Origin of the sequence: Pseudomonas sp. ML2-2023-3 (assembly GCF_037055275.1) — a bacterium.
GTDB lineage: Bacteria > Pseudomonadota > Gammaproteobacteria > Pseudomonadales > Pseudomonadaceae > Aquipseudomonas.
This window is the reverse complement of the sequence record NZ_CP146343.1, coordinates 1,717,505-1,741,703: the sequence shown is the minus strand read 5'-3', so window position 1 is coordinate 1,741,703 and position 24,199 is coordinate 1,717,505. Positions and strand designations below refer to the sequence as shown.

Annotated in this window: 19 protein-coding genes; 10 read left to right on the top strand and 9 right to left on the bottom strand. The window is 59.4% G+C overall.

Annotation, left to right across the window (positions count from 1 at the left end; genetic code table 11):
• The first annotated feature begins 440 nt into the window (after positions 1-440).
• The 8 genes from V6P94_RS08080 (at position 441) to cmoB (ending at position 10,711) form a co-directional block, all read left to right on the top strand.
• Positions 441-1,805, top strand: coding sequence for a carbohydrate porin (locus tag V6P94_RS08080; RefSeq protein ID WP_133075982.1), 1,365 nt, complete (start codon positions 441-443; stop codon positions 1,803-1,805).
• Between the two features lie 130 nt (positions 1,806-1,935).
• Complete coding sequence (locus V6P94_RS08075) at positions 1,936-4,353, top strand: glucose/quinate/shikimate family membrane-bound PQQ-dependent dehydrogenase (protein ID WP_133075924.1); 2,418 nt, start codon at positions 1,936-1,938, stop codon at positions 4,351-4,353.
• A gap of 304 nt (positions 4,354-4,657) precedes the next feature.
• Positions 4,658-7,087, top strand: coding sequence for an endopeptidase La (gene lon, locus V6P94_RS08070; RefSeq protein ID WP_133075925.1), 2,430 nt, complete (start codon positions 4,658-4,660; stop codon positions 7,085-7,087).
• Positions 7,088-7,330: 243 nt separating this feature from the next.
• On the top strand, positions 7,331-7,825 hold the full coding sequence (locus V6P94_RS08065) for a hypothetical protein (RefSeq protein ID WP_133075926.1): 495 nt from the start codon (positions 7,331-7,333) through the stop codon (positions 7,823-7,825).
• 75 nt (positions 7,826-7,900) lie between these two features.
• Entirely contained in the window at positions 7,901-8,293 is a 393-nt protein-coding gene (locus tag V6P94_RS08060; RefSeq protein WP_133075927.1) for a protease inhibitor I42 family protein, read from the top strand.
• Position 8,294: 1 nt separating this feature from the next.
• The gene (locus tag V6P94_RS08055) at positions 8,295-8,930 is read left to right on the top strand and encodes a lysoplasmalogenase (protein ID WP_326398409.1); all 636 of its coding nucleotides are present in this window, start codon (positions 8,295-8,297) and stop codon (positions 8,928-8,930) included.
• Positions 8,931-9,014: 84 nt separating this feature from the next.
• Positions 9,015-9,758, top strand: coding sequence for a carboxy-S-adenosyl-L-methionine synthase CmoA (cmoA, locus tag V6P94_RS08050; RefSeq protein WP_338649202.1), 744 nt, complete (start codon positions 9,015-9,017; stop codon positions 9,756-9,758).
• Complete coding sequence (gene cmoB / locus V6P94_RS08045; protein WP_133075929.1) at positions 9,755-10,711, top strand: tRNA 5-methoxyuridine(34)/uridine 5-oxyacetic acid(34) synthase CmoB; 957 nt, start codon at positions 9,755-9,757, stop codon at positions 10,709-10,711. The genes cmoA and cmoB overlap by 4 nt, the downstream gene beginning before the upstream one ends.
• A gap of 114 nt (positions 10,712-10,825) precedes the next feature.
• Here the strand turns inward: cmoB and tadA are convergent, their stop codons facing one another.
• The 7 genes from tadA to treP form a co-directional block, all read right to left on the bottom strand.
• Positions 10,826-11,317, bottom strand: a complete 492-nt coding sequence (gene tadA / locus V6P94_RS08040) for a tRNA adenosine(34) deaminase TadA (protein ID WP_133075930.1) — start codon at positions 11,315-11,317, stop codon at positions 10,826-10,828.
• A complete protein-coding gene (locus V6P94_RS08035) occupies positions 11,317-12,693 on the bottom strand; it encodes a multicopper oxidase domain-containing protein (protein WP_133075931.1) in 1,377 nt (458 codons plus the stop codon). Before V6P94_RS08035 ends, tadA begins: the two co-directional genes overlap by 1 nt.
• 141 nt (positions 12,694-12,834) lie before the next feature.
• Complete coding sequence (locus V6P94_RS08030) at positions 12,835-13,110, bottom strand: PTS transporter subunit EIIB (RefSeq protein WP_133075932.1); 276 nt, start codon at positions 13,108-13,110, stop codon at positions 12,835-12,837.
• 2 nt (positions 13,111-13,112) lie between these two features.
• A complete protein-coding gene (gene ptsP, locus V6P94_RS08025; protein WP_326398410.1) occupies positions 13,113-15,644 on the bottom strand; it encodes a phosphoenolpyruvate--protein phosphotransferase in 2,532 nt (843 codons plus the stop codon).
• 59 nt (positions 15,645-15,703) lie between these two features.
• Positions 15,704-16,927 carry a carbohydrate porin gene (locus tag V6P94_RS08020; protein ID WP_326398411.1) on the bottom strand — a complete coding sequence of 408 codons (1,224 nt, stop codon included), beginning with the start codon at positions 16,925-16,927 and terminating at the stop codon, positions 15,704-15,706.
• Between the two features lie 56 nt (positions 16,928-16,983).
• Positions 16,984-18,630: an alpha,alpha-phosphotrehalase gene (treC, locus tag V6P94_RS08015; RefSeq protein ID WP_326398412.1), complete on the bottom strand. Its 1,647-nt coding sequence runs from the start codon at positions 18,628-18,630 to the stop codon at positions 16,984-16,986.
• A gap of 102 nt (positions 18,631-18,732) precedes the next feature.
• Entirely contained in the window at positions 18,733-20,175 is a 1,443-nt protein-coding gene (treP, locus tag V6P94_RS08010) for a PTS system trehalose-specific EIIBC component (protein WP_326398413.1), read from the bottom strand.
• Between the two features lie 207 nt (positions 20,176-20,382).
• Here treP and treR point away from each other — a divergent pair, with 207 nt between their 5' ends.
• The gene (treR, locus tag V6P94_RS08005; RefSeq protein WP_133075937.1) at positions 20,383-21,090 is read left to right on the top strand and encodes a trehalose operon repressor; all 708 of its coding nucleotides are present in this window, start codon (positions 20,383-20,385) and stop codon (positions 21,088-21,090) included.
• Positions 21,091-21,144: 54 nt separating this feature from the next.
• On the opposite strand, the gene V6P94_RS08000 is transcribed toward treR, so the two are convergent.
• Entirely contained in the window at positions 21,145-21,801 is a 657-nt protein-coding gene (locus V6P94_RS08000; protein WP_133075938.1) for a trypsin-like peptidase domain-containing protein, read from the bottom strand.
• 302 nt (positions 21,802-22,103) lie between these two features.
• On the opposite strand from V6P94_RS08000, the gene V6P94_RS07995 reads away from it, so the two are divergent.
• A complete protein-coding gene (locus V6P94_RS07995; protein WP_326398414.1) occupies positions 22,104-22,415 on the top strand; it encodes a hypothetical protein in 312 nt (103 codons plus the stop codon).
• 105 nt (positions 22,416-22,520) lie between these two features.
• Here the strand turns inward: V6P94_RS07995 and guaA are convergent, their stop codons facing one another.
• On the bottom strand, positions 22,521-24,098 hold the full coding sequence (guaA, locus tag V6P94_RS07990) for a glutamine-hydrolyzing GMP synthase (protein ID WP_019823631.1): 1,578 nt from the start codon (positions 24,096-24,098) through the stop codon (positions 22,521-22,523).
• Positions 24,099-24,199: the final 101 nt, after the last annotated feature.

Here is a 24,199-nt window from a genome sequence, read left to right as displayed (position 1 = left end):
AACCTGTGGGAGCGGGCTTGCCTTCGATGCAGACGCCCCGGTGTTCCTGCCGGACCGCGCCGAAAGCATCGCGAGCAAGCCCGCTCCCACACTGCTCCTGCCCTTCTGGCGTTTGCTGGCACCCCATTACCTGTCAACGTGGCACTCTGTGCTCAATTCCGTCTTTGGTCGTAACTACCTGCCAACAGCACCGAACATGAGACAAAAAGCCCCTGGGACGATGGGTCGCAGCACACTGTTACAGAATCAGAAATGATCCATGTCACTTAAAGTGCTGTTTCTAAACGATTCAGGGCTTTATCATTTCCGCACAAAGGGCTGAAACGATTCATTCTCCCTTAAATCTGAAGTGCATGCCCTGCCCCCAAAGACAGCGCTACCCACAGCCACAGCCATACCTATAAAGACTCGCATCTCGACTTATGTCCACACTCCTGAATATGCGCAAACACAGCGCGCTGCTTCCTGTTGCCGGGCAAAAAGCCCTGGCATTGATCGGCGGCATGACCGCTCTTGGCCTGGCCACCTGCGTGCAGGCAGCACCCGCCTTTGACTCCGACTCCAAGTGGATGCTCGGCGATTGGGGCGGCACCCGCAGCGAACTGGAAAAACAGGGCTATGCCTTCTCTCTCGATTACGTGGGCGAAGTGGGCTCGAACCTGCATGGCGGCTATGACCATGACCGTACGGCGCGCTACAGCGACCAGTTCGGCCTGGGCACGCACCTGGACCTGCAAAAAATTCTGGGCTGGGACGACGCCGAGTTCCAACTGACGATTACCCATCGCAGCGGCAACAACATCAGCAACGATCGCATCAACGATCCACGGGTTGGCGGTTTCACCTCGGCCCAGGAAGTCTGGGGTCGCGGTCAAACCACCCGCCTGACGCAGATGTGGTACCAGCAGAAGTTCTTTGATCAGAAGCTCGACATCAAGGTCGGCCGCTTTGGTCAGGGCGAAGACTTCAACAGCTTCCCGTGCGACTTCCAGAACCTGGCGTTCTGCGGCTCCCAGGTGGGCAACTGGGCTGGCAGCATCTGGTACAACTGGCCCGTCAGCCAGTGGGCACTGCGGGTCAAATATCACCTGACGCCCGAGCTGTACGCACAGGTCGGCGCCTATGAGCAAAACCCGTCGAACCTGGATCGCGGAAACGGATTCAAACTCAGCGGTAGCGGTACCCAGGGCGCGGTACTGCCGATTGAACTGGTGTGGACGCCAAAAATTAATGGCCTGCCAGGGGAATACCGCGCGGGTTACTACTACAGTAATGCCAAGGCAACAGATGCTTACAAAGATGCCAACGGCCAGCCTGCCGCCTTGACGGGTGAAGCGTATCGCAGCAGTTCGAGCAAACACGGGATGTGGCTGGGCGTGCAACAACAGCTCACTACCCGCGCCAGCGATCAGTCGAGGGGCTTGAGTGTGTTCGCCAATGCCACTATGCATGACAAGAAAACCAACGCCGTGGACAACTATGTCCAGGCAGGTGTCGTCTACAAAGGCGTGTTCGATGCGCGGCCCAAGGACGACATCGGCTTTGCCATGGCGCGGGTTCACGTCAATCCGGCTTATCGCAAGAATGCCCAGGCCACCAATCAGGCCCGTGCCGTCTACGACTTCGACAACCCGGCCTACTTGCCGCCTCAGGACACAGAGTACAGCGCCGAACTGTATTACGGCGTGCACGTCACAAACTGGCTGACCATTCGACCGAACCTGCAATACATCCGTCACCCGGGTGGCGTCAGCCAGCTGGATGACGCGCTGATTGGCGGTCTGAAAATTCAAAGTTCGTTCTGACGAGCGGACTGCAACGGCAACCTTGAAGGTTGCAATCAAACACCTATTTAGCTGATTCACTCCCGCGCCGGTTCGTCCTTTCAAGACACACCCTCGCGGGAACACCTCTAACGTAACGGAGAACCACACTATGAGCACTGATGGTGCTTTCAGTCGAAGCCGCCTGCTACCGAGCCTTCTCGGTATCTTGCTGCTGCTAATGGGCCTGGCCATGTTGGCCGGGGGTATCAAACTGATCACGTTGGGCGGGTCGTGGTACTACCTGCTGGCCGGTATCGGTTTTGGCTTGTCGGGCGCGCTGCTGATTGCCGGGCGCCGTGCGGCACTGACGCTGTACGCGCTGGTATTGTTCGCCAGCACCGTGTGGGCACTGGTGGAAGTCGGTCTGGACTGGTGGCAACTGGTGCCACGCCTGGCCGTGTGGTTCGCCATCGGTATCGTTCTGCTGCTGCCTTGGCTCCGTCGCCCGGTTCTGCGCGGTCAGTCGGCACCTGTGGCTACCGGCGCGCTGAGCGTTGCCGTGGTATTGGCAGGCCTGGCAGCACTGGCCAGCCAGTTCACCAGCCCGGGTGAAGTCAAAGGCCAACTGGACCGTGATGCCGTACCTGGCATGACCAACACCGCACCGGCCATGCCGGAAGGTGACTGGCAGTCATACGGTCGTACCGCCTATGGCGACCGTTATTCGCCACTCAAAGAAATCACCCCGCAAAATGCCCACAAGCTGGTTCCAGCCTGGACATTCCGCACCGGTGACATTCCTGGTGAAGGCGATCCCGGCGAAACAACCGCCGAGAACACCCCGCTGAAAGTCAACGGCATGCTGTATGTGTGTACTCCCCACAGCCAGGTGATTGCCCTTGACCCGGATACCGGCAAGGAAATCTGGCGCTACGACCCGAAGATCAGCACTCAGAACGCTGAAAACTTCAAAGGTTGGGCACACATGACCTGCCGCGGCGTGACTTATCACGACGAAAACGCCTACACCAAAGCCAGCACTGAACAAAGCGCTGCCGAGCCTGCTGCTGCCACTTCGAGCAACTCGTGCCCACGTCGCCTGTTCCTGCCGACTGCGGACACCCGCCTGATCGCACTGAACGCCGACACCGGTAAAGTGTGTGAAGACTTCGGTGTAAACGGCGCGGTCGATCTGCGTCACAACATCGGTAACTTCGCACCCGGTGGCTACTACTCCACCTCGCCACCTGCCGTGACCAAAGACCTGGTTGTGATTGGCGGCCACGTGACCGACAACATCTCCACGGACGAGCCTTCTGGCGTGATCCGTGCGTACGACGTACGTACCGGCAAGCTGGTCTGGAACTGGGACAGCGGCAACCCGGAAAAAACCACACCGATTGCTGAAGGCGAAACCTACACCCGTAACTCGCCTAACATGTGGTCGATGTTCGCTGTCGACGAAGACCTCGGCATGCTGTACCTGCCGATGGGCAACCAGACGCCTGACCAGTACGGCGGCGACCGTACCGAAGATTCCGAGCGCTATGCCGCTGGCATCACCGCTCTGGACATCAACACCGGTAAAGTCCGCTGGTACCGTCCGCTCACTCACCATGACCTGTGGGACATGGACGTGGGTGGTCAACCAACCCTGATGGACCTCAAAACCGCTGATGGCGTGAAACCGGCTCTGCTGGCTTCCACCAAGCAGGGCAGCATCTACGTACTTGACCGTCGCACTGGCGAAGCCATCGTGCCGATCAACGAGATCCCGGCCCCTGGCGGCGCTGTAGAAGGCGACCACACCGCACCGACCCAGCCTCGTTCGGACCTGAACATGATCCCGCCGGTCCTGACCGAGCGTGACATGTGGGGTGTGACCCCGTTTGACCAGATGCTGTGCCGGATCCAGTTCAAATCCCTGCGTTACGACGGCATGTACACCCCGCCATCGCTGCAAGGTTCGATCGTGTATCCAGGCAACTTCGGCGTGTTCGACTGGGGTGGCATTTCGGTTGACCCGGTTCGTCAGATCGCGTTCCTGAACCCGAGCTACATGGCGTTCACCTCCAAGCTGGTTCCGCAGGCCGACGTGGCTGCAATGGGCCCGCGCAAAGGCGAAACTTCCGGCGTTCAACCGAACAAAGGTTCGCCTTACGGTGTGATCCTGGAGCCTCTGCTGTCGCCACTCGGCCTGCCTTGCCAGGCACCGGCGTGGGGTTATGTTGCTGCGGTCGACCTGACCAACAACAACCTGATCTGGAAACACAAGAACGGCACCGTGCGTGACAGCTCGCCGGTTCCAATTCCGCTGTCGATGGGCGTTCCAAGCCTGGGTGGCACATTCACCACGGCGGGTGGCGTAGCTTTCCTGAGCGGTACCCTTGACCAGTACCTGCGTGCTTACGATGTAAGCAATGGCAAAATGCTGTGGGAAGGTCGCCTGCCTGCTGGCGGTCAGACCACCCCAATGACCTACACCGGCAAGGACGGCACCCAATACGTGCTGGTCATGGCGGGCGGTCATGGCGGTCTGGGCACCAAAAAAGGTGACTATGTCATGGCGTTCAAACTGGCTGAGTAAGTTTTTCAGCGGGTTTTAAGAAAGGCGGCTATCTCTCGATAGCCGCCTTTTTTTGTGGGCGTTTTTCACTTAAAAACGCTCTCCCGGAATGATGCCTTTCCAAGCCTTGAACACCACGTGTAGTCGCTGCCGCAGGCTGCGATAAGGGCCCAAGGACCTTCAAACAGGGTCGCTGCGCAACCCGTCGCAGCCTCGCATCGCTCCTCAGCGGCTACACGCCAATTGACGATGAAAATCTGTTCACCATTGAAACCACTAGCACCGCGCCCCATCTAACACCCATACCCAATTGCGCAGGTGCCCCATGAGCGACCAGCAAGAATTTCCGGACAACACCACTGAGTACACCGATGTAGAACACTCCGAATCCGAACACCAACCCCACTCAGGCGGGACTGAGCTGGCATTGCCCGAGCAAAATCTGCCGGACAAGGTGTACATCATCCCGATTCACAATCGCCCGTTCTTCCCGGCACAAGTCTTGCCGGTCATCGTGAATGAAGAACCTTGGGCTGAAACCCTCGAATTGGTCAGCAAGTCACCTCATCACTCTCTGGCGCTGTTTTTTGTCGACACGCCACCTGAGGATCCTCGCCATTTCGACACCAAAAGCCTTCCGGAATACGGGACGCTGGTGAAGGTTCACCACGCCAGCCGCGAAAACGGCAAATTGCAATTCGTGGCCCAGGGCCTGACCCGCGTGCGCATCAGCATGTGGCTCAAGCATCACCGCCCGCCGTATCTGGTGGAAGTCGAATACCCGCAGCAGCCCAAGCAGCCCACTGACGAAGTCAAGGCGTACGGCATGGCGCTGATCAATGCGATCAAAGAGCTGCTGCCGCTCAACCCGCTGTACAGCGAAGAGTTGAAAAACTACCTCAACCGCTTCAGCCCCAACGATCCGTCGCCGCTGACCGACTTCGCGGCGGCGCTGACTTCGGCCACGGGCAACGAGCTGCAGCAAGTGCTCGATTGCGTGCCCATGCTCAAGCGCATGGAAAAAGTGCTACCCATGCTGCGCAAGGAAGTCGAAGTCGCGCGGCTGCAAAAAGAGATTTCAGCCGAAGTTAACCTCAAGATCGGCGAACATCAGCGCGAGTTCTTCCTCAAGGAACAACTCAAGGTGATCCAGCAGGAACTGGGGCTGACCAAGGACGATCGCAGCGCCGATATCGAGCAGTTCAAGCAGCGGCTTGAAGGCAAGACGCTGCCGGCCCAGGCGCAAAAACGCATCGATGAAGAACTCAACAAGCTGTCGATCCTGGAAACCGGGTCGCCGGAATACGCCGTTACCCGCAACTACCTGGACTGGGCATCGTCAGTGCCGTGGGGCGTGTTCGGCCAGGACAAGCTCGACCTCAAGCACGCGCGCAAAGTGCTTGATGCCCACCATGCCGGGCTGGATGACATCAAAAACCGGATTCTCGAATTCCTGGCAGTGGGCGCTTACAAAGGCTCGGTGAGCGGTTCGATTGTGTTGCTGGTAGGCCCGCCGGGTGTGGGTAAAACCAGTGTCGGCAAGTCGATTGCCGAATCCCTGGGGCGCCCGTTCTACCGTTTCAGCGTCGGCGGCATGCGTGACGAGGCCGAGATCAAGGGCCATCGACGTACCTACATTGGCGCCCAGCCGGGCAAGCTGGTGCAGGCGCTCAAGGATGTTGAAGTGATGAACCCGGTCATCATGCTCGATGAGATCGACAAAATGGGCCAAAGCTTCCAGGGCGACCCGGCGTCAGCCTTGCTTGAAACCCTGGACCCGGAACAGAACGTCGATTTCCTCGATCATTACCTGGACCTGCGCCTGGACCTGTCCAAAGTGCTGTTCGTCTGTACGGCCAACACCCTGGACTCGATCCCCGGCCCGTTGCTCGACCGCATGGAAGTCATTCGCCTCTCGGGCTACATCACTGAAGAAAAGGTCGCGATCGCCAAGCGCCACCTGTGGCCAAAACAGCTGGAGAAGGCGGGCGTGTCCAAAAACAGCCTGAGCATCAGCGACAGTGCCCTGCGCGCAGTGATCGACGGTTATGCCCGCGAAGCCGGGGTGCGCCAGCTTGAAAAGCAGTTGGGCAAACTGGTGCGCAAGGCGGTGGTCAAGTTGCTGGAAGACCCGAAGGCTGTGATCAAGATCGGCCCCAAAGACCTCGAAGCTTCACTGGGCATGCCGGTGTTCCGTAACGAGCAGGTGATCAGCGGCACCGGAGTGATTACCGGCCTGGCCTGGACCAGCATGGGCGGCGCGACATTGCCCATTGAGGCCACCCGCATTCATACCCTCAACCGCGGTTTCAAGCTGACCGGGCAACTGGGAGAGGTGATGAAAGAGTCTGCCGAAATCGCCTACAGCTATATCAGTTCCAACCTGAAGCAGTTTGGCGGCGACCCCAAGTTTTTCGATGAAGCATTTGTGCACTTGCACGTCCCTGAAGGCGCTACGCCCAAAGACGGCCCGAGTGCAGGCGTCACCATGGCCAGTGCCCTGCTGTCTCTGGCGCGCAATCAGCCGCCGAAAAAAGGCATCGCCATGACCGGCGAGCTGACCCTGACCGGGCATGTTTTGCCGATCGGCGGTGTGCGTGAAAAAGTGATCGCGGCGCGCAGGCAAAAAATCAACGAGCTGATCTTGCCCGAACCTAACCGCGGTCACTTTGAAGAACTGCCCGATTATCTGAAAGAAGGCATCACCGTGCACTTTGCCAAGCGCTTTACCGATGTGGCCAAGGTGCTGTTTTAAAGGCTGTTTTTTGTAGCTGCCTGACCCCGGTGGGAGCGGGCTTGCTCGCGATGGCAGCAGCGTGGTTTGCCTGACAAGCTACGCTGCCTGCATCGCGAGCAAGCCGCTCCCACATTTTTTGCCTGCAACATGTCGTGTGAGATCTATTCTAGACACGTCTACTGTCATTTCTGACAGTAGACACCTGCACACTTTCTATCGTTAATAGAGCCCAATCACACAAAAATAACGCTGGAACCGACTATGCCACTTCATCATCCTGTGTATGAAAATCCGGATGTCCTCAGGCAGAACGAACCAGGGCAGAAGGTTTTCAACCCTAGAACCCGGGGAGAGCTCAAGGCCGAGTTGCTCGACCGCCCGGCTTTTACTGCCCAGGAAATGACATTCGCCAGCAGCCAAAAGAAAATTGTCATCACGGCCGAGTTCGATGACTTCGGCTCAACCCGCTATCGCGCTGTGACCCTGACCCTGGACATCAATATCCAGTCCGGCATTTATGGGTTTAAAAAAGACGAACACGGCCCCATCAAATCGATGTCCTACATCGAATGCATTGAAGTCGATGGCCGCCAGGTTTATCACTTGAACCAGGCCGACGTCGGCACCTTGCACCTGAGCGTGGTCGAGAGTTGCTACAGCGCACGGCTGTTCACAATGGAAGGCCTGGACCACAACGGCAACAGCATGGAAATGAGTGGCGATTTCACCATCAGCCCACCCCATGCCTGTCTCTGACCGGTAGCCGACAAATGGCGCAGCCTCCGTCATGGGTTATGCTGAGCCATTGTGTTTGTCTGACCGGAGCCTTCAATGCTTTCTGCACGCCTTATCCCTCTGCTTGGCCTCAGCCTGCTGGCGGCCTGCGCTCAACAGCCTGCACATAACGTTACTGTCGAATCACAAAGTGATTGCCCCAAGCAACTGCACGTAGGGCAGCATCTGATTGTGTCCCTGCCCAGCAACCCCACCACCGGTTATCGCTGGGCCATTCAGGACTCCGCGGGCGGCGTACTGCGCAGCCTGGGCCCGGAGGTCTACACAAGCAGCGACGATGGCCAGCTGCTGGGCAGTGGCGGGCTCTCGACCTGGCGCTTCCAGGTGTTTGCCGCAGGCAGCGGGCGCCTGCGCCTGACCTCGCAACAGCCATGGGAGCCCGAAGCCGAGCCCGCACACGTATTCGACTGCGCGATCACGGTGAACTGATATGGCGTGGCTGATCCTGGCGGTGATCGGCGCGGGCACTTACCTCTACGGTTTGAGCACCCATGACACGTTGCTCTGTTTACTGAGCAAACCGGTGCCCGTGCTGATGCTGCTCGGCTGGCTCCAGGACGCCCCGGCCAGCCCGTATCGACGCTGGATCAGCATCGGCCTGCTGTTTTCCTTGCTGGGTGACATTCTGCTGGCATGGCCCCAGGACCTGTTTGTGTTTGGCCTGGGCGCGTTTCTGTTCGCCCACCTGGCCTATCTCAAGGCCTACCTTGTGGACTGCCGGCGTCCGGCCTTGTTGCCTTTGGGGCTGGCGCTGCTCGCCGGAGGCAGCTTATTGACCGTAATGGCCTCCAGGGGCCTTGGGGATTTGCTGATCCCGGTGTGTGTCTACGCCCTGGCCATCAGCGCCATGTTGTGGCGCGCCCTCGCCCGCCTGGGCACCCACGTACCCGGGCGCTCGGCCTGGCTGGCAGCTGCGGGCGCGGTGGCGTTCGTGGTCTCGGACAGCCTGATCGGCATCGACCGCTTTGTGCTGCCTTTCAGCGCAGCGCCCTACCTGATCATTCTTACTTACTGGCTCGGCCAATGGGGCATTGGCGCCTCAGTCCGCTCACAGAACAGTCGCTGAACGGTTTATCAGACAGAGCGCGCATCCGGGCGCTAACTTGGCTAAAATGCCGCCCCTTTAAAATTTCCCATCGCCGGAACCGCCGTGAGCAAAGAACCCGACCGTATTTTCGCCCAGCCCCTGGCACAGGTGCCGGACTTCGCCTTCAACGAAGACGTGGTGCGGGTGTTCCCGGACATGATCAAGCGCTCGGTGCCCGGCTACCTGACGATTGTCGAAAACCTCGGCGTGCTCGCGGCACAATTTGCCCAGCCCAACAGCGTCCTGTACGACCTGGGCAGTTCGCTGGGTGCGGTGACCCAGGCCCTGCGCCGACACGTGCGCACCGAAGGCTGCAAGGTCATTGCGGTAGACAACTCGGCGGCGATGGTCGAGCGGTGCCGCGAATACCTCAATGGGCAGAACTCGATGTTTCAGGAGTTGTTGCCCGTTGAAGTGATCGAAGGTGACATCCTGGCGCTGGAATTTGAGCCCGCGTCAGTGGTTGCGCTGAATTTCACCCTGCAATTTATCGCCCCCGATGAGCGCCTGGCGCTGCTTGGACGGATTCGACAGTCGCTGCTGCCGGGCGGCGCCTTGATCCTCTCGGAAAAACTGCGCTTCAGTGATCCCGAAGAGCACGCGCTGTTGACCGAGCTGCACGTTGCCTTCAAACGTGCCAATGGCTACAGCGATCTGGAGATTGCGCAAAAACGCAGTGCCATCGAAAACGTCATGAAGCCCGATAGCCTCGAAGAACACCGCGAACGCCTGCTGGCGGCCGGGTTCTCGAAAGTCGTGCCGTGGTTCCAGTGTCTTAACTTTGCCTCGTTGATTGCCTTGCCATGATTGATCTGTCCCCACTTGCCCGGCGTCTGGCCGGCACTCCATTGGCTGAATGGGCCAACACCCTGCAGGCCCAGCTCGACGTCAAAATGGAGAAAGGCCACGGCGATCTGGAGCGCTGGCAAAGCGCGCTGGATGCGTTGCCCAACGTCAAACCCAGTGAAGTCGACCTGCTTGACGGCCTGACCCTGGACACCGATTGCGACGACGAAACCCGTGCGCAGATGCGCCAGGCGCTGATGGGCCTGTCGCCGTGGCGCAAAGGCCCGTTCGACCTGTTTGGTGTGCACGTTGATACCGAATGGCACTCGGACTGGAAATGGTCACGCGTTGCCCCCCACATCGACCTCAAGCACAAGCGCATCCTCGATGTGGGTTGCGGCAACGGGTACTACATGTGGCGCATGCTCGGCGCCGGTGCTCACAGCGTGATCGGGGTTGACCCCAACTGGCTGTTTTTCTGCCAGTTCCAGGCTGTACAGCGTTTCTTGCAGCAAGAGGCCGCGTGGCACTTGCCCTTCCCGTTCGAAGACCTGCCGCCGAACCTCGAAGGCTTCGACACAGTGTTTTCCATGGGCGTGTTCTACCATCGTCGTTCGCCCATCGAGCATTTGCTGGCATTGAAAGACTGCCTGGTCAAAGGCGGTGAGCTGGTGCTGGAGACCCTGGTGATTGAAGGCGATGTGAATCAGGTGCTGGTGCCTGAAGACCGTTACGCACAGATGCGCAATGTGTGGTTCCTGCCTTCGATTCCGGCGCTTGAGCGCTGGCTGCGCCGTGCTGGTTTCAGCGACGTGCGCTGCGTGGACGTGAGCGTCACCACGGTCGAGGAACAGCGCGCGACCGAGTGGATGAAGTTCCAGTCACTGAGCGACTACCTTGACCCCAACGACCACAGCAAAACCATCGAAGGCCTGCCTGCGCCGATGCGGGCGGTGATCATCGCGAAGAAATAACCACGACCTGTGGGAGCGGGCTTGCTCGCGATAGCATCGCCGCGCGAATCCAGATTGACCGCGCCGTCTGCATCGCGAGCAAGCCCGCTCCCACAGGTTGGGTGGTTGATGTCCCTAGGATTTCGCTCTTCTGGCCTTGAAGAACTCGCTCAAGACCGCCCCGCACTCTTGCGCCAATACCCCGCCTTCAAACACTACCCGGTGGTTGAGAAAGCCCTGGGTAAAGAACTGCCCCTGACTTTGCACTATCCCGGCCTTGGGCTCCAGCGCGCCATACACCACCCGCGCCACCCGCGAATGCACGATCAGCCCCGCACACATGCTGCATGGCTCCAGTGTCACGTACAGCGTGCTGCCCGGTAGCCGATAGTTGTTTACGGCTGTGGCGGCGTCACGGATGGCAACCATCTCGGCATGGGCGCTGGGGTCGCTGCCGCTGATCGGGCAATTGAACCCGCGACCGATAATTTCACCGTTTTGCACCAGCACCGCACCCACCGGCACTTCACCCAGCGCTGCTCCCTGGGCGGCCAGGGCCAGCGCTTCGCGCATAAAGTCTTGATCGCGACTGCGGTCGATGATCTGGGGTTGACGCCCTTGTCGCATCAGGAAACCTCAATAGCGGCCATCAGGCCGGTTTCCATGTGGTCAATCACATGGCAGTGGAACATCCACACCCCGGGATTATCCGCCACCAGCGCCACGCGGGCACGCTCGTTTTTGCCCAACAGGTAAGTGTCGGTGAAGTACGGAATGATCTTTTTGCGGTTGGACGCCAGCACCTTGAAGCTCATGCCGTGCAAATGGATCGGGTGCTGGTACTGGGTCATGTTCTTGAGCTCAAAGATGTAGCTCTGGCCCAGTTTGAGCCTGGCAATGGGACGGTCGGCACAGGTCTTGTCCTTGATGTCCCAGGCAACGCCATTGATCTGCCACAAGCTGGGTGGCTGATCGGGGCCCAGGTCCTCGGACACCGAACCGACCCATTCAAAGTTGAAGTTGATCTTCTCGGCGCTGGCAACGTCGGGCTCGGCAATCGGGTTGGCCGGCAATGCCGGCGGCCACTGCGTCGGCGTGTCATTGCTGGCGACCGAACGCAAGGTGCCCAAGCGTACCGGGCCATCACGCAACGACAGCTCCTCGCCCGCAGCCGGGGCCTTGATGCCCAGGCAAATACGCATGCCGGGGCCCAGCCAGTAATCCTTGCCCAACGGCCTTGGCTCGACGGGATTGCCGTCCAGCGCATAGATCATGGCTTCGGCGCCGGGAATATTCAGGCGGTAGGTAAGCGTGTTGTCGAGGTTGAGGATGCGCACGCGAGTGATCTGCCCGGCCGGCAACTCAATGGTCGGCACATGGCTGCCATTGATCGTCGACAGTCGCCCGGCGGTACCGCCACGCGCGGCTTCGCGGGTAATGCTGAACGGCAGGAAACCGCCCTCTTCATCCACATGCCAATTCTTGATGCTCAGGGTGCGTTCGTGCTTGAAACCGGTGGGCTCGCGCTCTTCAACGATCAGTGGCCCGACCAGGCCACGACCCAACTCTTCGCTGCTGTTGACGTGCGGGTGATACCAGTAGCTGCCCGCATCCGGGACACGGAACTTGTAATCGAAATATTCACCGGGCAGAACCGGCAATTGGGAGACGTAAGGCACGCCGTCCATTTCCAGCGGCAGGCGGATGCCGTGCCAGTGGATGGTGGTGGCGACCGGCAGATGGTTGATAAACCGCACCCGCAGCCATTCGCCCTGGCGTACCCGCAACTCGGTACCGGGTGCCGAAGGGCCGAAGGCCCAGGCCTGGGTCTGATGACCGGGCACCAGCTCGACATCCCGTGGAGCGGCAATCAGCTCGTAATCGTGACCTGCGTTTTCGGCAGCCACCTTGCCCAGCCAGTAACGCGAAGCGCCTCCTGCGCCAACACCCACCACTACCAGGCCGGCCAAACCACCGAGTATTTGTCGACGGGTAAAGGACATGGATTCAACTACCTCTCGTATCCGGCGCGGACGTGAAGCCCGCAAAAGGCGAATACGATACACCTGCAATTGCGAAACAGTAAGGGCGGGGTGGCGAAGGGTCACAGTTGCCAGGCAAACACACACCCTGTGGGAGCGGGTTTACAACCCCACCACCAAATGCACCAGACCGCCCGGCAGGCTCAGGATCCCCGGTACGCCCGCAGCGCGCAGAGCCTGTGGGTCCATGCGCGTGACATCCGCCAGCTCCACGCGGATACGGGTCAAGGCCACCCGCTGCCCGGACTTGACGTTACGGGCACCGCCGAGCGCCGCCAATACGGCTTCGTCCAGAATCGATGCCGACTGGCCTGGTTCATCAGCCACCAGATCAGGGGTCAGGGCTTTCCAGAATGCTTTTTGCATTTTATCGAACATGTTCAGTACTCCAACGCAGTCATGGGCTGCACCCGTGGTTGCAATGCCGCTCTCACCTGCTCGGCACTTTCCAGCCCCAGCACCTGCTGCGCCAGAGTTTGGCACGCCGAGAACTCAAGCTCGCGAACCCGGGCCTTGATCGTCGGAATCAGCGGCACGCTCACTGACAACTCATCAACCCCCAGCCCCAGCAACACCTGCACCGCCAGCGCTTCGGAGGCCAGCGCACCGCACACGCCAACCCATTTACCGTGTGCGTGGGCGGCCTTGACGGTGCTGGCGATCAGGCGCAATACCGCCGGATGCAGGCTGTCCGCCTGGCTGGCCAGACGCGGGTGGTCACGGTCCATCGCCAGGGTGTACTGGGTCAGGTCATTGGTGCCAATCGAGAAGAAGTCGACCAGCGGCGCAAACAGATCCGCCATCAAGGCCGCCGCCGGCACTTCGATCATGATCCCAAGCTTTGGCAGTGTGCTGATCCCCTGCGCCAGCGCCTGCTCTTCGAGCATCTGGCGGGCCATGCGCAGTTCAGACAACTGGGTGACCATCGGCAGCATGATGTGCAACCGGGTCAGGTCGGCACTGGCCAGGATCGCGCTCAACTGTTCACGCAGCAGGTGTGGACGTTCCAGGCACAGACGAATCCCGCGCATGCCCAAGAATGGATTGGCCTCGTGCTCCATCGGTACGTAGGCCAGCGGTTTGTCGCCGCCCACATCCAGTGTGCGCACCACCAGATTGTGTTCTGTACCCACGGTGCGGGCGATAGCGCTGTAGGTGGCTACTTGCTCGTCGTGGCTGGGGGGGCTGTTGCGCTCCAGATACAAAAATTCGGACCGCAACAAGCCCACCCCTTGCGCTCCAAGGGCCACAGCCTGCTCGGCCTCGGCCAGGGACGCGATATTGGCGCTGACCTCAACATGCCGCCCGTCCCGGGTGCAGGCCGCCAGAGTGGCCTGTTGCAGGTCCCGTTGTTGACGCTCGTGCTGCCGGGCACGCTGGAGAGTGAGCTGCTGGATGCGTTCAGGGTCCGGGTGCAGGTGCAACTCTGCCCGATCAGCATCGAGCAGGACCGGGGTGCCATTGGCCAGCGCCAGCACCTGGGGCAGCATCCCGCACATCGCGGGCAAGCCCAGCGCCCGGGCCAGAATCGCAACATGGCTGGTGGCGCCCCCGCCGACGGTGGCAAAGCCCGCCACTTTGCGGGTATCCAGCGAGGCGGTCTGGGACGGGGTCAGTTGTTCGGCAATCAGGATGGCGTGGTCGGGCAATTCCAGGGCATGGTCCTGCACGCCCAGCATGAGCTTGAGCACCCGCTGGCCAACGTCTTCCAGATCCAGCGCGCGCTCGGCCAGCAAGTGGCTGCCCAGTCCCTTGAACAGTGTCGAAGTGGCCTGCGTGGCGCTTTGCCAGGCGAAAGCTGCGCTCTTGCCCTGCTCGATCAGCCCAAACGCCTGCTCCAGCAAACCCGGATCTTGAAGCAGCTCTTGATGCGCCTTGAAAATGTCGGCCTGAGCCTTGCCCGGGGCGTTGTCACACAGGGTTTTCAGCGCATGGGCGGCCTCTGCCAGCCCCTGCTCCAAATGGTCGCGCTCGAGGGCGGGATGCGGCGCGAACTCCGTAATCTGCAGCGCGCTTTCGTTGAGCTGCACCACATGACCGAAGGCCGAGCCCGGTGAAGCGCAAACCCCGCGCAACACATCGGTTGCAGCCTGCTCAGACGCGACCGCTGGCGACGGCTCGACCGGCAGGGCCGCAACCGTTTCGCCGCAACCGGACGCCAGCAGCTCGGACAACACCTTGAGGGCTTGATCGGCATCGGCGCCAGCGGCGCTGAGGTAAACACTGTCACCGTGCACCGTCTGCAAGGCCATGATCGCTATCAGCGACTTGGCGTTGGCGCTGTCACCCTGCTTGTGCAGCTGGATGGTTGACGCAAAGCCTTTCGCCGCCTGGGCGAATACGGCTGCGGGACGGGCGTGCAGACCGTTGGCATTGGGCAAGGCCTGGGGCGCTGAACGGTGTGCCGCCGTGCTCAGATCGTCTGCCACGGCCACGGCTTCAGCCTGCGCCAGTTGCACGCTCAACACCGGCTGGCCACTTTCAACCAGACCGCGGCCCGCCCCCAGAGGAACAAAGGTTTCGCCGCTCACCACCAGCATCAACGTCAACAGGCTGCGGGCATTCAGAGCAATGTAGTCCGCATCGAACTCGATCAGCGCCTGCCCCGCAGTCACGTGCTGGCCTTCCTCGACCAGCGCGGTGAACCCCTTGCCGCCCAGACTCACTGTATCCAGCCCGATGTGCAGCAATACCTGCACGCCATTGTCGCCCGTGATGCTGACCGCGTGCCCGGTGTGCTGCAGGTTGCTGATCACTCCGGCCAGCGGCGCGCAGAGCACCTGCGACGTTGGGTCGATACACAGGCCGTCGCCAATCAGGCGACTGGCAAATACCGGGTCAGGCACGTTATCCAGCGCCATCAGCACACCGGACAGTGGCGCCAGCAATTGGAGTTGTTGGGATGTGACCATGACTTCACCTGCAGTTGATTCGGTTAAATGCCGATGGAGCACGAGCTCCGACAGCCCGCTTATTTCCACCAGTATTCGACTTGCAAACCGGCATTTGAGCCGTGCCGCGCCGTGCCGAACGCGCCGGTATCGGACAAGGCCGAGCCCGCGTCCAGCTCATTGGCCGCCCGTTGTGCGGCAGCGTTCCAACTGGCATAGGTGTAGTACAAGCGCACTTCAGGCCGCGTCCAGAAGCCCGGCCCCTTGGGCGACCAGGTAGGCGCGAAGGTGAACTTGCTCAGCTTGCGCGTACCGTCTGCAGCCTTGACCTGATCATGCCCCAGCTCGGTGACCAGCTTGAACTGCTCGCTGATTGCGTAGGCCGGGCGCACCCCTAGGGACAGCCATTCCTGATTGCCGCCGTCAGGGCGAAAATCCTTCTGATACACCGCCTCGATCTGCCCGCCGAAACGCGGCGTCACTTGCCAGTCAAAAAACTCGACGACGCGATAACGCTTGCTGCTGTTATCCAGCCGAAAGTCACCGGTGTAACCCAGCCCGGTGCCGGAGCCTTCGCCATACTGCACGGCAAACTTGTTTTTGCCGCCCAGAAACTCGCTCTGTACATGCTGCGCGGTAATGGCCCAGCCGCTGTGGGCGTCGGTGCGCTCGGGCTTGTCCAGATAACTGAGGCCCAACTCCAGCTCGCCGCCGGGGTTGGTGTTGAAACCGGCCACGTTGAAGTCGTGACGGGTCACGTAGTTTTCCTGGTAGAGATTGTCTTTGCGCGACAGGGCGTAGCTGTATTTCAGGCCACCGATGAGCACGTCTTCGACACCGGCACCGGTGGCGCTCTGATTCCAGTAGTAGAAGTCAGAAATATGGATGTCGTTACGCTTGTAGTAGCGACGCCCGGCCCACAGCGAGCCGCCGTTGAGGCTCGGCAGGTTGGACCACTGCGCGTACAACTGCGGCAGGCGAGCCGCCCCGTTGTCGCCCTGAAAAGTCAGCTGACGGTCGTACTGGTTGTACAACGAAGCCATGCCATCGACGCTCAGTACCGACCCGTCGTCGAAGCTGTACACGTCCTGGCGCAGTTCAAGCTCGGCGTACTGCTCACATTCATTGCCCAGCCGATATTTGGCCTCGGCACCGGGCAGTTTGAAGCACGATTGCTTGCCGCCATTGAGCGAGTTGCCCACGCCACTGCGCAGGTAACCGGCGAACTCCAGTGCGCTGGCTGACAGTGGCGCCAGCAGGCACAGGCTGGCGATGCAAATGCTGTGGTTGAGTGAAGATTTCATGGGACGACCTTTTTTATTTTTATGTGATTACAGCCATATTTCTGTGGAATCCAGCTTCAGGTGTTCAGGTGCAGCACGAAAGACTCATACGGTCGCAGCGAGATGCTGCGACTGCGCACCGGGCAGTCGTCGTAGTTGCTGACCAGCAGCCGTTGGTCCATGCCCGCGTCAATCACGCCTTGCGGCAGTTCGATGGCGCAGGGTGTGCCGTAGAAGTTGTTGATCACCAGCAAACACTCGCCGTCACCCTGACGCAGATACGCCCACACCTGAGAGTGCTCAGCCAACAACAGGCGATACTCACCGTGTTGCAGCAATGGCTCATCGCGGCGCAAGGCGATCAAGTGCCGGTAGTGATGCAGTACCGACGACGGGTCATTGAGCTGATCTTCAACGTTGATGGCGTGCGCATTGGCGGGAATACCGATCCACGGTTCGGCACTGCTGAAACCGGCATTCGCTTGGTGATCCCATTGCATGGGAGTGCGGCTGTTGTCCCGTGACTTTTGCTTGATCGCGGCCATGCATTCATCGTGAGACGCGCCTGCTTCGCGCTTGAGTCGATAGATGTTCAGGGTTTCCACATCCCGGTACTGCTCGATAGCCTCGAACCCGGGATTGGTCATGCCAATCTCCTCGCCCTGATACACATACGGCGTGCCTTGCAAACAATGCAGCGCGGTGGCGAGCATCTTGGCTGAGACCACTCGGTGTTCACCGTCATCGCCAAAGCGCGAGACCACACGCGGCTGGTCATGATTACACCAGAACAAGGCATTCCACCCTCCGCCCGCCTGCATGCCGACTTGCCAGTCCGAGAGGATGCCCTTGAGCTGCAAAAAGTCGAAATCGGCCCGTACCCACTTCTGCATGTTCGGGTAATCGACTTTCAGGTGATGAAAGTTGAAGGTCATCGACAGCTCTTTGCTCTCGGGTCGCGAGTAACGGATGCAGTGTTCAAGGCTGGTGGACGACATCTCGCCGACACTGACCAGATCGTGGCCCTCGAACACTTCGCGGTGCATCTCCTGCAAGTACTCGTGCACCTTCGGGCCGTCGGTGTAGAAACGGCGCCCGTCGCTGTTGTCCTGGGGGAAGTGAGCCGGCTTGGAGATCAGGTTGATCACGTCCAGGCGAAATCCGCCCACGCCCTTGTCCCGCCAAAAGCACATCAGTTTGTACACTTGCGCCCGTACGTTGGGGTTGTCCCAATTGAGGTCGGCCTGGGTATGGTCAAACAGATGCAGGAAGTACTGGCCGGTTTGCGCCTCGTATTCCCAGGCCGAGCCGCCGAACTTGGATTCCCAGTTGTTCGGCTGGTCGCGCCAGATGTAATAGTCGCGGTACGGGTTGTCGAGGCTGCTGCGCGCCTGCTGGAACCACTCGTGTTCAATTGAGGTGTGATTGACCACGATATCGAGCATCAGCTTGATGCCCCGGGCCTTGGCCTCGCTGATCAGCAACTCGCAATCGGCCATGCTGCCGTAGCTCGGGTCGATGGCGTAGTAGTCGCTGATGTCATAGCCGTTGTCACGCTGGGGCGAGCGCAGGAACGGGGTCAGCCACAGGTAATCAACGCCCAGCCATTGCAGGTAATCGAGCTTGTCGACCACGCCCAGCAAGTCACCGGTCGGGTTGCCCGCGTGGCTGTAAAAGCTTTTTGGGTAGATCTGATAGATCACCGAGCGCTGCCAGTCTTGCATAAAAGAATCCTGCTCAATGGGCTCTGTAGTCGCTGCCGAAAGCTGCGAGCCGGTAAAAGTTCGACAGCTCGCAGCCTTCGGCAGCGACTACGGGATAGGGGTTTAAACGACGCGATAACCGGGACGAATGATTTTCAGGCTCAGGGCGCAAGTCAGGACAAACGGCACGACAATGGCCACCAGCATGCCGATCACAAACATCGGGATGTACTGCGGAATGATCGAGATAAAGCCCGGCAAGCCACCGACGCCAATGGCCGAGGCCTGGACCTTGTTCAGCGACAGGAAAATGCTGCCCAGGGCCGAACCGATCAGCGCCGCATAAAACGGGAATTTGTAGCGCAGGTTGATCCCGAACATCGCCGGCTCGGTGATGCCGAAATACGCGGATACCGCGGAGGTCGAGGCCATGCTGCGTTCACGCACATTGCGGCTCATGTAGAACACGCCCAGCGCGGCGCTGCCCTGGGCCAGATTGGACATGACGATCATCGGCCAGATAAACGTTCCGCCCTGAGTAGCAATCAGTTGCAGGTCAACGGCAAGGAACATGTGGTGCATGCCGGTGATCACCAGCGGTGCGTACAACAGGCCGAAAATCATCCCGCCGAGCACCGGCGCCAGGTCAAACAGCATGACCACGCCTTCGGTGATCAGGATTCCGAGGTGACGAGTCACCGGGCCAATGATTGCCAGCGCCAGCACGCCCGTGATGACGATGGTGGTGATGGGCACGACCAGCAGTTGAATGGCATTGGGTACCCGCGCCCGCAGCCATTTCTCGATCACGCTCATGACATACGCCGCCATCAGGATCGGCAGGATTTGCCCCTGGTAGCCCACCTTCTCGATCTGGAACAGGCCCAGAATGTTGAAGTACGGCAGGCTTTGACCGTCCAGCCCGGCCACGGCCTTGCCGTAGTTCCAGGCATTGAGCAGGTCGGGGTGGACCAGCATCAGGCCCAGCACGATGCCGAGAATTTCGCTGCCACCAAAACGCTTGGCAGCCGACCAGCCCACCAAAGCAGGCAAGAACACAAAGGACGTGTTGGCCATCAGGTTGATCAGGCTCCATACACCGTCCAGTGACGGGTAGGCATCGAGCAGGGTTTTGTCGGCAATGAACATGCCTTTGGCGCCCAGCAGGTTGTTAACCCCCATCAACAGGCCGGCAATGATCAGTGCAGGGAGGATGGGCATGAACACATCGGAGAACACCCGCACCAGACGCTGCATGGCGTTAGCCTTGTCGGCGCCCGTCTGTTTGACATCGGCGATGGTGGCTGCGGCCAGGCCGGTCTGTTCCCGCAGGGCGGCATAGACCTTTTCGACTTCACCGGGGCCGATCACCACTTGATACAGGCCGCCGGTAAAAAAGGAGCCTTTGACCAGATCGACCTGGTTAAGGGTTGCGCTGTCGACCCGGCTTGGGTCCTTGAGCGCCAGACGCAAACGCGTGACGCAGTGTGCGGCCTGCTCAACGTTATCGGCGCCACCGAGGCTGTGCAGCAACTCGCTGGCGATCTTGGAATAGTCGTGGCTCATGCGTTGTCTTCCGCTTGAATTTTTATTATGGAGCGTCGTTTTGGCAGCACGCCGAAGCGAAAAATACTCGTCTGTACGAGTTAAAGCAACAACTGGTACAGACGAGTTTGCATTTTTTTACTTGCTCCCCCGGGGTCTGCACTTGCGCTGCCTACCCCCTGCCCTTAAGGTTCGGGCCCAGAGCCCCAACGGCATAGAGCCCTCGCCATGACTAAATACAATCAGATCTACACCGATCTGCTTGCCAGCATTACCACTGAACGCCTGGCCCGCGGCGCACGCCTGCCATCCGAAGCCGAGTTGATGACCCGTTATGACGCCAGCCGTGGCACGGTGCGCAAGGCCATCGAGCAACTTCAGGAACGCGGTTTTGCGCAAAAGATCCACGGCAAAGGCACTTTTGTGCTGTCATCCAGCCCGATCGAGTTTCAGTTGGGTGGCATTGTCAGCTTCCAGGAAACTTACCCGCGCCTGGGCGACAACGTCAGCACGGACGTCGTTGAATTCACGCAATTTGCGCTACTGGAGAGTGGGTTGTGCGAAAAGCTTGATGTGGAAGCAGGCAGCCTCATCACCCGAATCAAACGGGTACGCCGCATAGATGGCAAACGGGTGATCCTGGACATCAACCATTTCGTGAGCGACCTGATTCCGGGACTCAATCCAGACATTGCCCAGCACTCGATTTATGCCTACATCGAGCAAACCCTGAACCTGCAGATCAGCTATGCCCAGCGCACCATCGAAGCGGTGCCGCGCAGCAAGGACGATCAGCAGCATCTGGACCTGGACGGTCAGAGCCATGTCATCGTGGTGAGCAACCAGACGTTTCTGCAGGATGGGCGCCAGTTCGAGTACACCGAGTCGCGGCATACACTGGACAAGTTCTACTTTTCGGATGTGGCACGGCGCTAGAGCCAATCCGGCCTCACCCTCTCCCTTTGAGAGAGAGGGCGAAGTGCTCCGGGTTTACTTCACCGCATACTTCGAACCACGCGGGCCATCCAGCTGGGCCTGCAACATCAGCCACTCGCGCTGAATAATCGAATACGGGATAAAGATGCTCACCCTCTGCGCGCCTTTCAAGCCGGACTGAGTGATCACATCGTTCAATGTGGTCGAGTAGAACCCTTCATTGATACCCACGATGCTGCCGTCACTGGCGATGACCGGCCCGCCCGACATTCCCTTGACCAGCGGTGCGTCGTGGATGCCATAAAGATCACCGCTATGCTCTTCGATATTGCGAAAGGGGGTTTGATACACCTTGCCTTTGCCCGTGGTGGTCACCAGATAAGGGCTCACCCCCACTGCGGTAATACTTTCACCCACACGCGGGGCCCGCCAGGATGGAAAGTGGCCGCTTGCCTTGTGCTTGATGAAGACCAGATCGCAATGCGTGCTACAACGGTATGCAACATTGGGGATAAACGGAGTGTGCGCGGTCGTGACGGCGTACTCCTCGTTCCATTGCACGGCCGAGGCCATGTACATAAACGGCACGGGAAAGCCTGAAAAGACCGTAAAGTACGCGTCATTAACGGGCCCCGACAAGTCGGGCTTCACGAATCCGTTGCATCCTGCAGTGACAACTCCTATTAACAAGAAGGCCATGATCTTGATCATGATAAATCACCGACTTATAGGAAGAATGCAACTGGCTGTTATTGTCAGTATTTTGACAGCACAGAGAATAGCGCTCCTAACTGCTTGTTTTAGTGGGTCGCTGTATTACTTATGGCTGACAATTTAATAACGCGTATGAATCAATCGAACTAAGCCCAATTGCTTTTTGAGCAACCAGGGAGTTCAAATAATTGGCGCCGAAAATGTGCCGAAATCGAGGAGGCCTACGCGCAGCCTTTCTGGAGAGATTCACCCGACGGCGCCACTCACTTTATGCAGGTCAAACCATAAGGAATAACGCCATGCTCACGAGGAGCCTGCTGCTGGGTTTTTGCGCTGTGTTACTGGTTGGCTGCACGGGAAGGGGCTTTCAACCGCCGGCTCCGGATTACACAAAATGGTACAAGGAGGGCGTATCGCAGACCGGGATCATTGCTGCGATGCGTGCGTGCGGATATACCAATGTTGATGGCGCAGGAGACAGGTCGCCAATCGATGTGAGGTTACTGAACTTCTATTGCATGAAAGACGCAGGCTACAAACGCAAAGATAACGTGGACATGTGCAAGCTCGGTCGTATTGGAGAATCGCCGGTGTGCGAAGGCCGTCGGTAACCCGCCAGCCAACGGATTGCCAGACCCAAAAAGCCAAAAGCCCGCAATTACGCGGGCTTCAGGGTGTTCAGTGCTGCTTGGTGCCGATCAGTGCCGGACGCCCATTCATTCCCACTCAATCGTTGCCGGCGGCTTGCTCGACACGTCATAGGTCACGCGGGAGATGCCTTCGATTTCGTTGATGATCCGGCCGCTGACGGTTTCAAGCAGCTCGTAAGGCAGGTGCGCCCAACGTGCGGTCATGAAGTCGATGGTTTCTACGGCACGCAGGGCTACAACCCAGGCGTAACGACGGCCATCGCCTACAACGCCAACCGACTTGACCGGCTGGAACACCACGAATGCTTGGCTGACTTTGTGATACCAGTCGGCCTTGCGCAGTTCTTCGATGAAGATGTGGTCAGCACGACGCAGGATGTCGGCGTATTCCTTCTTCACTTCACCCAGGATACGTACACCCAGGCCCGGACCCGGGAACGGGTGACGGTAGACCATGTCGTACGGCAGACCCAGTTCCAGGCCCAGACGACGGACTTCGTCCTTGAACAGTTCGCGCAACGGCTCAACCAGCTTGAGGTTCATCTCGTCCGGCAGGCCGCCCACGTTGTGGTGCGACTTGATGACGTGAGCCTTGCCGCTCTTGGCGCCAGCCGACTCGATCACGTCCGGGTAGATGGTGCCCTGGGCCAGGTACTTGATGTTGTCCAGCTTGCAGGATTCGGCATCGAATACGTCGATGAAGGTACGGCCGATGATCTTGCGCTTCTTCTCTGGATCGCTTTCGCCAGCCAGGTTGTTCAGGAACTGATCCGCCGCGTTGGCACGGATCACTTTGACACCCATGTTCTCGGCGAACATGGCCATCACTTGCTCACCTTCGTGCAGGCGCAGCAGGCCGTTGTCCACGAATACGCACGTCAGCTGATCGCCGATCGCCTTGTGCAGCAACGCTGCAACCACCGAGGAGTCAACGCCGCCGGACAGGCCCAGCAAGACGTTGTCGGTGCCAACCTGGGCACGGATGTTGGCAATGGCGTCTTCCGCGATTTTCGACGGCGTCCACAGGGCTTCGCAGCCGCAGATGTCGAGGATAAAGCGCGACAGGATGCGACCGCCCTGCTTGGTGTGGGTCACTTCCGGGTGGAACTGCACGCCGTAGTAGCCACGCTCGTCGCTGAACATGCCAGCAATCGGGCAGCTTGGGGTGCTGGCCAGAACGTGGAAGTCGGATGGCATTTTGGTGACCTTGTCACCGTGGCTCATCCACACGTCCAGACCGAACAGGCCGTCAGCGTCGATATGGTCTTCGATGCCGTCCAGCAGGCGGCTTTTGCCGACCACGTCTACACGGGCATAACCAAACTCACGCAGCTCGGAACCTTCGACCTTGCCACCCAGCTGTTCAGCCATGGTTTGCATGCCGTAGCAGATACCGAAAACCGGTACGCCCAGGTCAAATACAGCTTGCGGCGCGCGAGGGCTGCCGGCTTCGTGCACGGATTCCGGGCCACCGGCGAGGATAATCCCCTTGGGTGCGAATTCGCGGATCGCTGCGTCATCCATGTCGAACGGGTGCAGTTCGCAGTAAACGCCGATTTCGCGCACGCGGCGGGCGATCAGTTGGGTGTACTGGGAACCGAAGTCCAGAATCAGGATGCGGTGAGCGTGAATGTCGAGGGCCATGACAAAATCTCGATTAATTACAGAAACGACACGGGGCTGAATCAAACAGCCCCGGTGACTTAATTCGTATCGCACCCGTGCATGAGCCCGGGTGCGACCAC

Bases quoted from the DNA above. Each gene is read 5' to 3' on its own strand.
- V6P94_RS08080 (WP_133075982.1), top strand. From the start codon at position 441: ATGCGCAAACACAGCGCGCTGCTTCCTGTTGCCGGGCAAAAAGCCCTG.
- V6P94_RS08075 (WP_133075924.1), top strand. From the start codon at position 1,936: ATGAGCACTGATGGTGCTTTCAGTCGAAGCCGCCTGCTACCGAGCCTT.
- lon (WP_133075925.1), top strand. From the start codon at position 4,658: ATGAGCGACCAGCAAGAATTTCCGGACAACACCACTGAGTACACCGAT.
- V6P94_RS08065 (WP_133075926.1), top strand. From the start codon at position 7,331: ATGCCACTTCATCATCCTGTGTATGAAAATCCGGATGTCCTCAGGCAG.
- V6P94_RS08060 (WP_133075927.1), top strand. From the start codon at position 7,901: ATGCTTTCTGCACGCCTTATCCCTCTGCTTGGCCTCAGCCTGCTGGCG.
- V6P94_RS08055 (WP_326398409.1), top strand. From the start codon at position 8,295: ATGGCGTGGCTGATCCTGGCGGTGATCGGCGCGGGCACTTACCTCTAC.
- cmoB (WP_133075929.1), top strand. From the start codon at position 9,755: ATGATTGATCTGTCCCCACTTGCCCGGCGTCTGGCCGGCACTCCATTG.
- tadA (WP_133075930.1), bottom strand. From the start codon at position 11,317: ATGCGACAAGGGCGTCAACCCCAGATCATCGACCGCAGTCGCGATCAA.
- V6P94_RS08035 (WP_133075931.1), bottom strand. From the start codon at position 12,693: ATGTCCTTTACCCGTCGACAAATACTCGGTGGTTTGGCCGGCCTGGTA.
- V6P94_RS08030 (WP_133075932.1), bottom strand. From the start codon at position 13,110: ATGTTCGATAAAATGCAAAAAGCATTCTGGAAAGCCCTGACCCCTGAT.
- ptsP (WP_326398410.1), bottom strand. From the start codon at position 15,644: ATGGTCACATCCCAACAACTCCAATTGCTGGCGCCACTGTCCGGTGTG.
- V6P94_RS08020 (WP_326398411.1), bottom strand. From the start codon at position 16,927: ATGAAATCTTCACTCAACCACAGCATTTGCATCGCCAGCCTGTGCCTG.
- treC (WP_326398412.1), bottom strand. From the start codon at position 18,630: ATGCAAGACTGGCAGCGCTCGGTGATCTATCAGATCTACCCAAAAAGC.
- treP (WP_326398413.1), bottom strand. From the start codon at position 20,175: ATGAGCCACGACTATTCCAAGATCGCCAGCGAGTTGCTGCACAGCCTC.
- treR (WP_133075937.1), top strand. From the start codon at position 20,383: ATGACTAAATACAATCAGATCTACACCGATCTGCTTGCCAGCATTACC.
- V6P94_RS08000 (WP_133075938.1), bottom strand. From the start codon at position 21,801: ATGATCAAGATCATGGCCTTCTTGTTAATAGGAGTTGTCACTGCAGGA.
- V6P94_RS07995 (WP_326398414.1), top strand. From the start codon at position 22,104: ATGCTCACGAGGAGCCTGCTGCTGGGTTTTTGCGCTGTGTTACTGGTT.
- guaA (WP_019823631.1), bottom strand. From the start codon at position 24,098: ATGGCCCTCGACATTCACGCTCACCGCATCCTGATTCTGGACTTCGGT.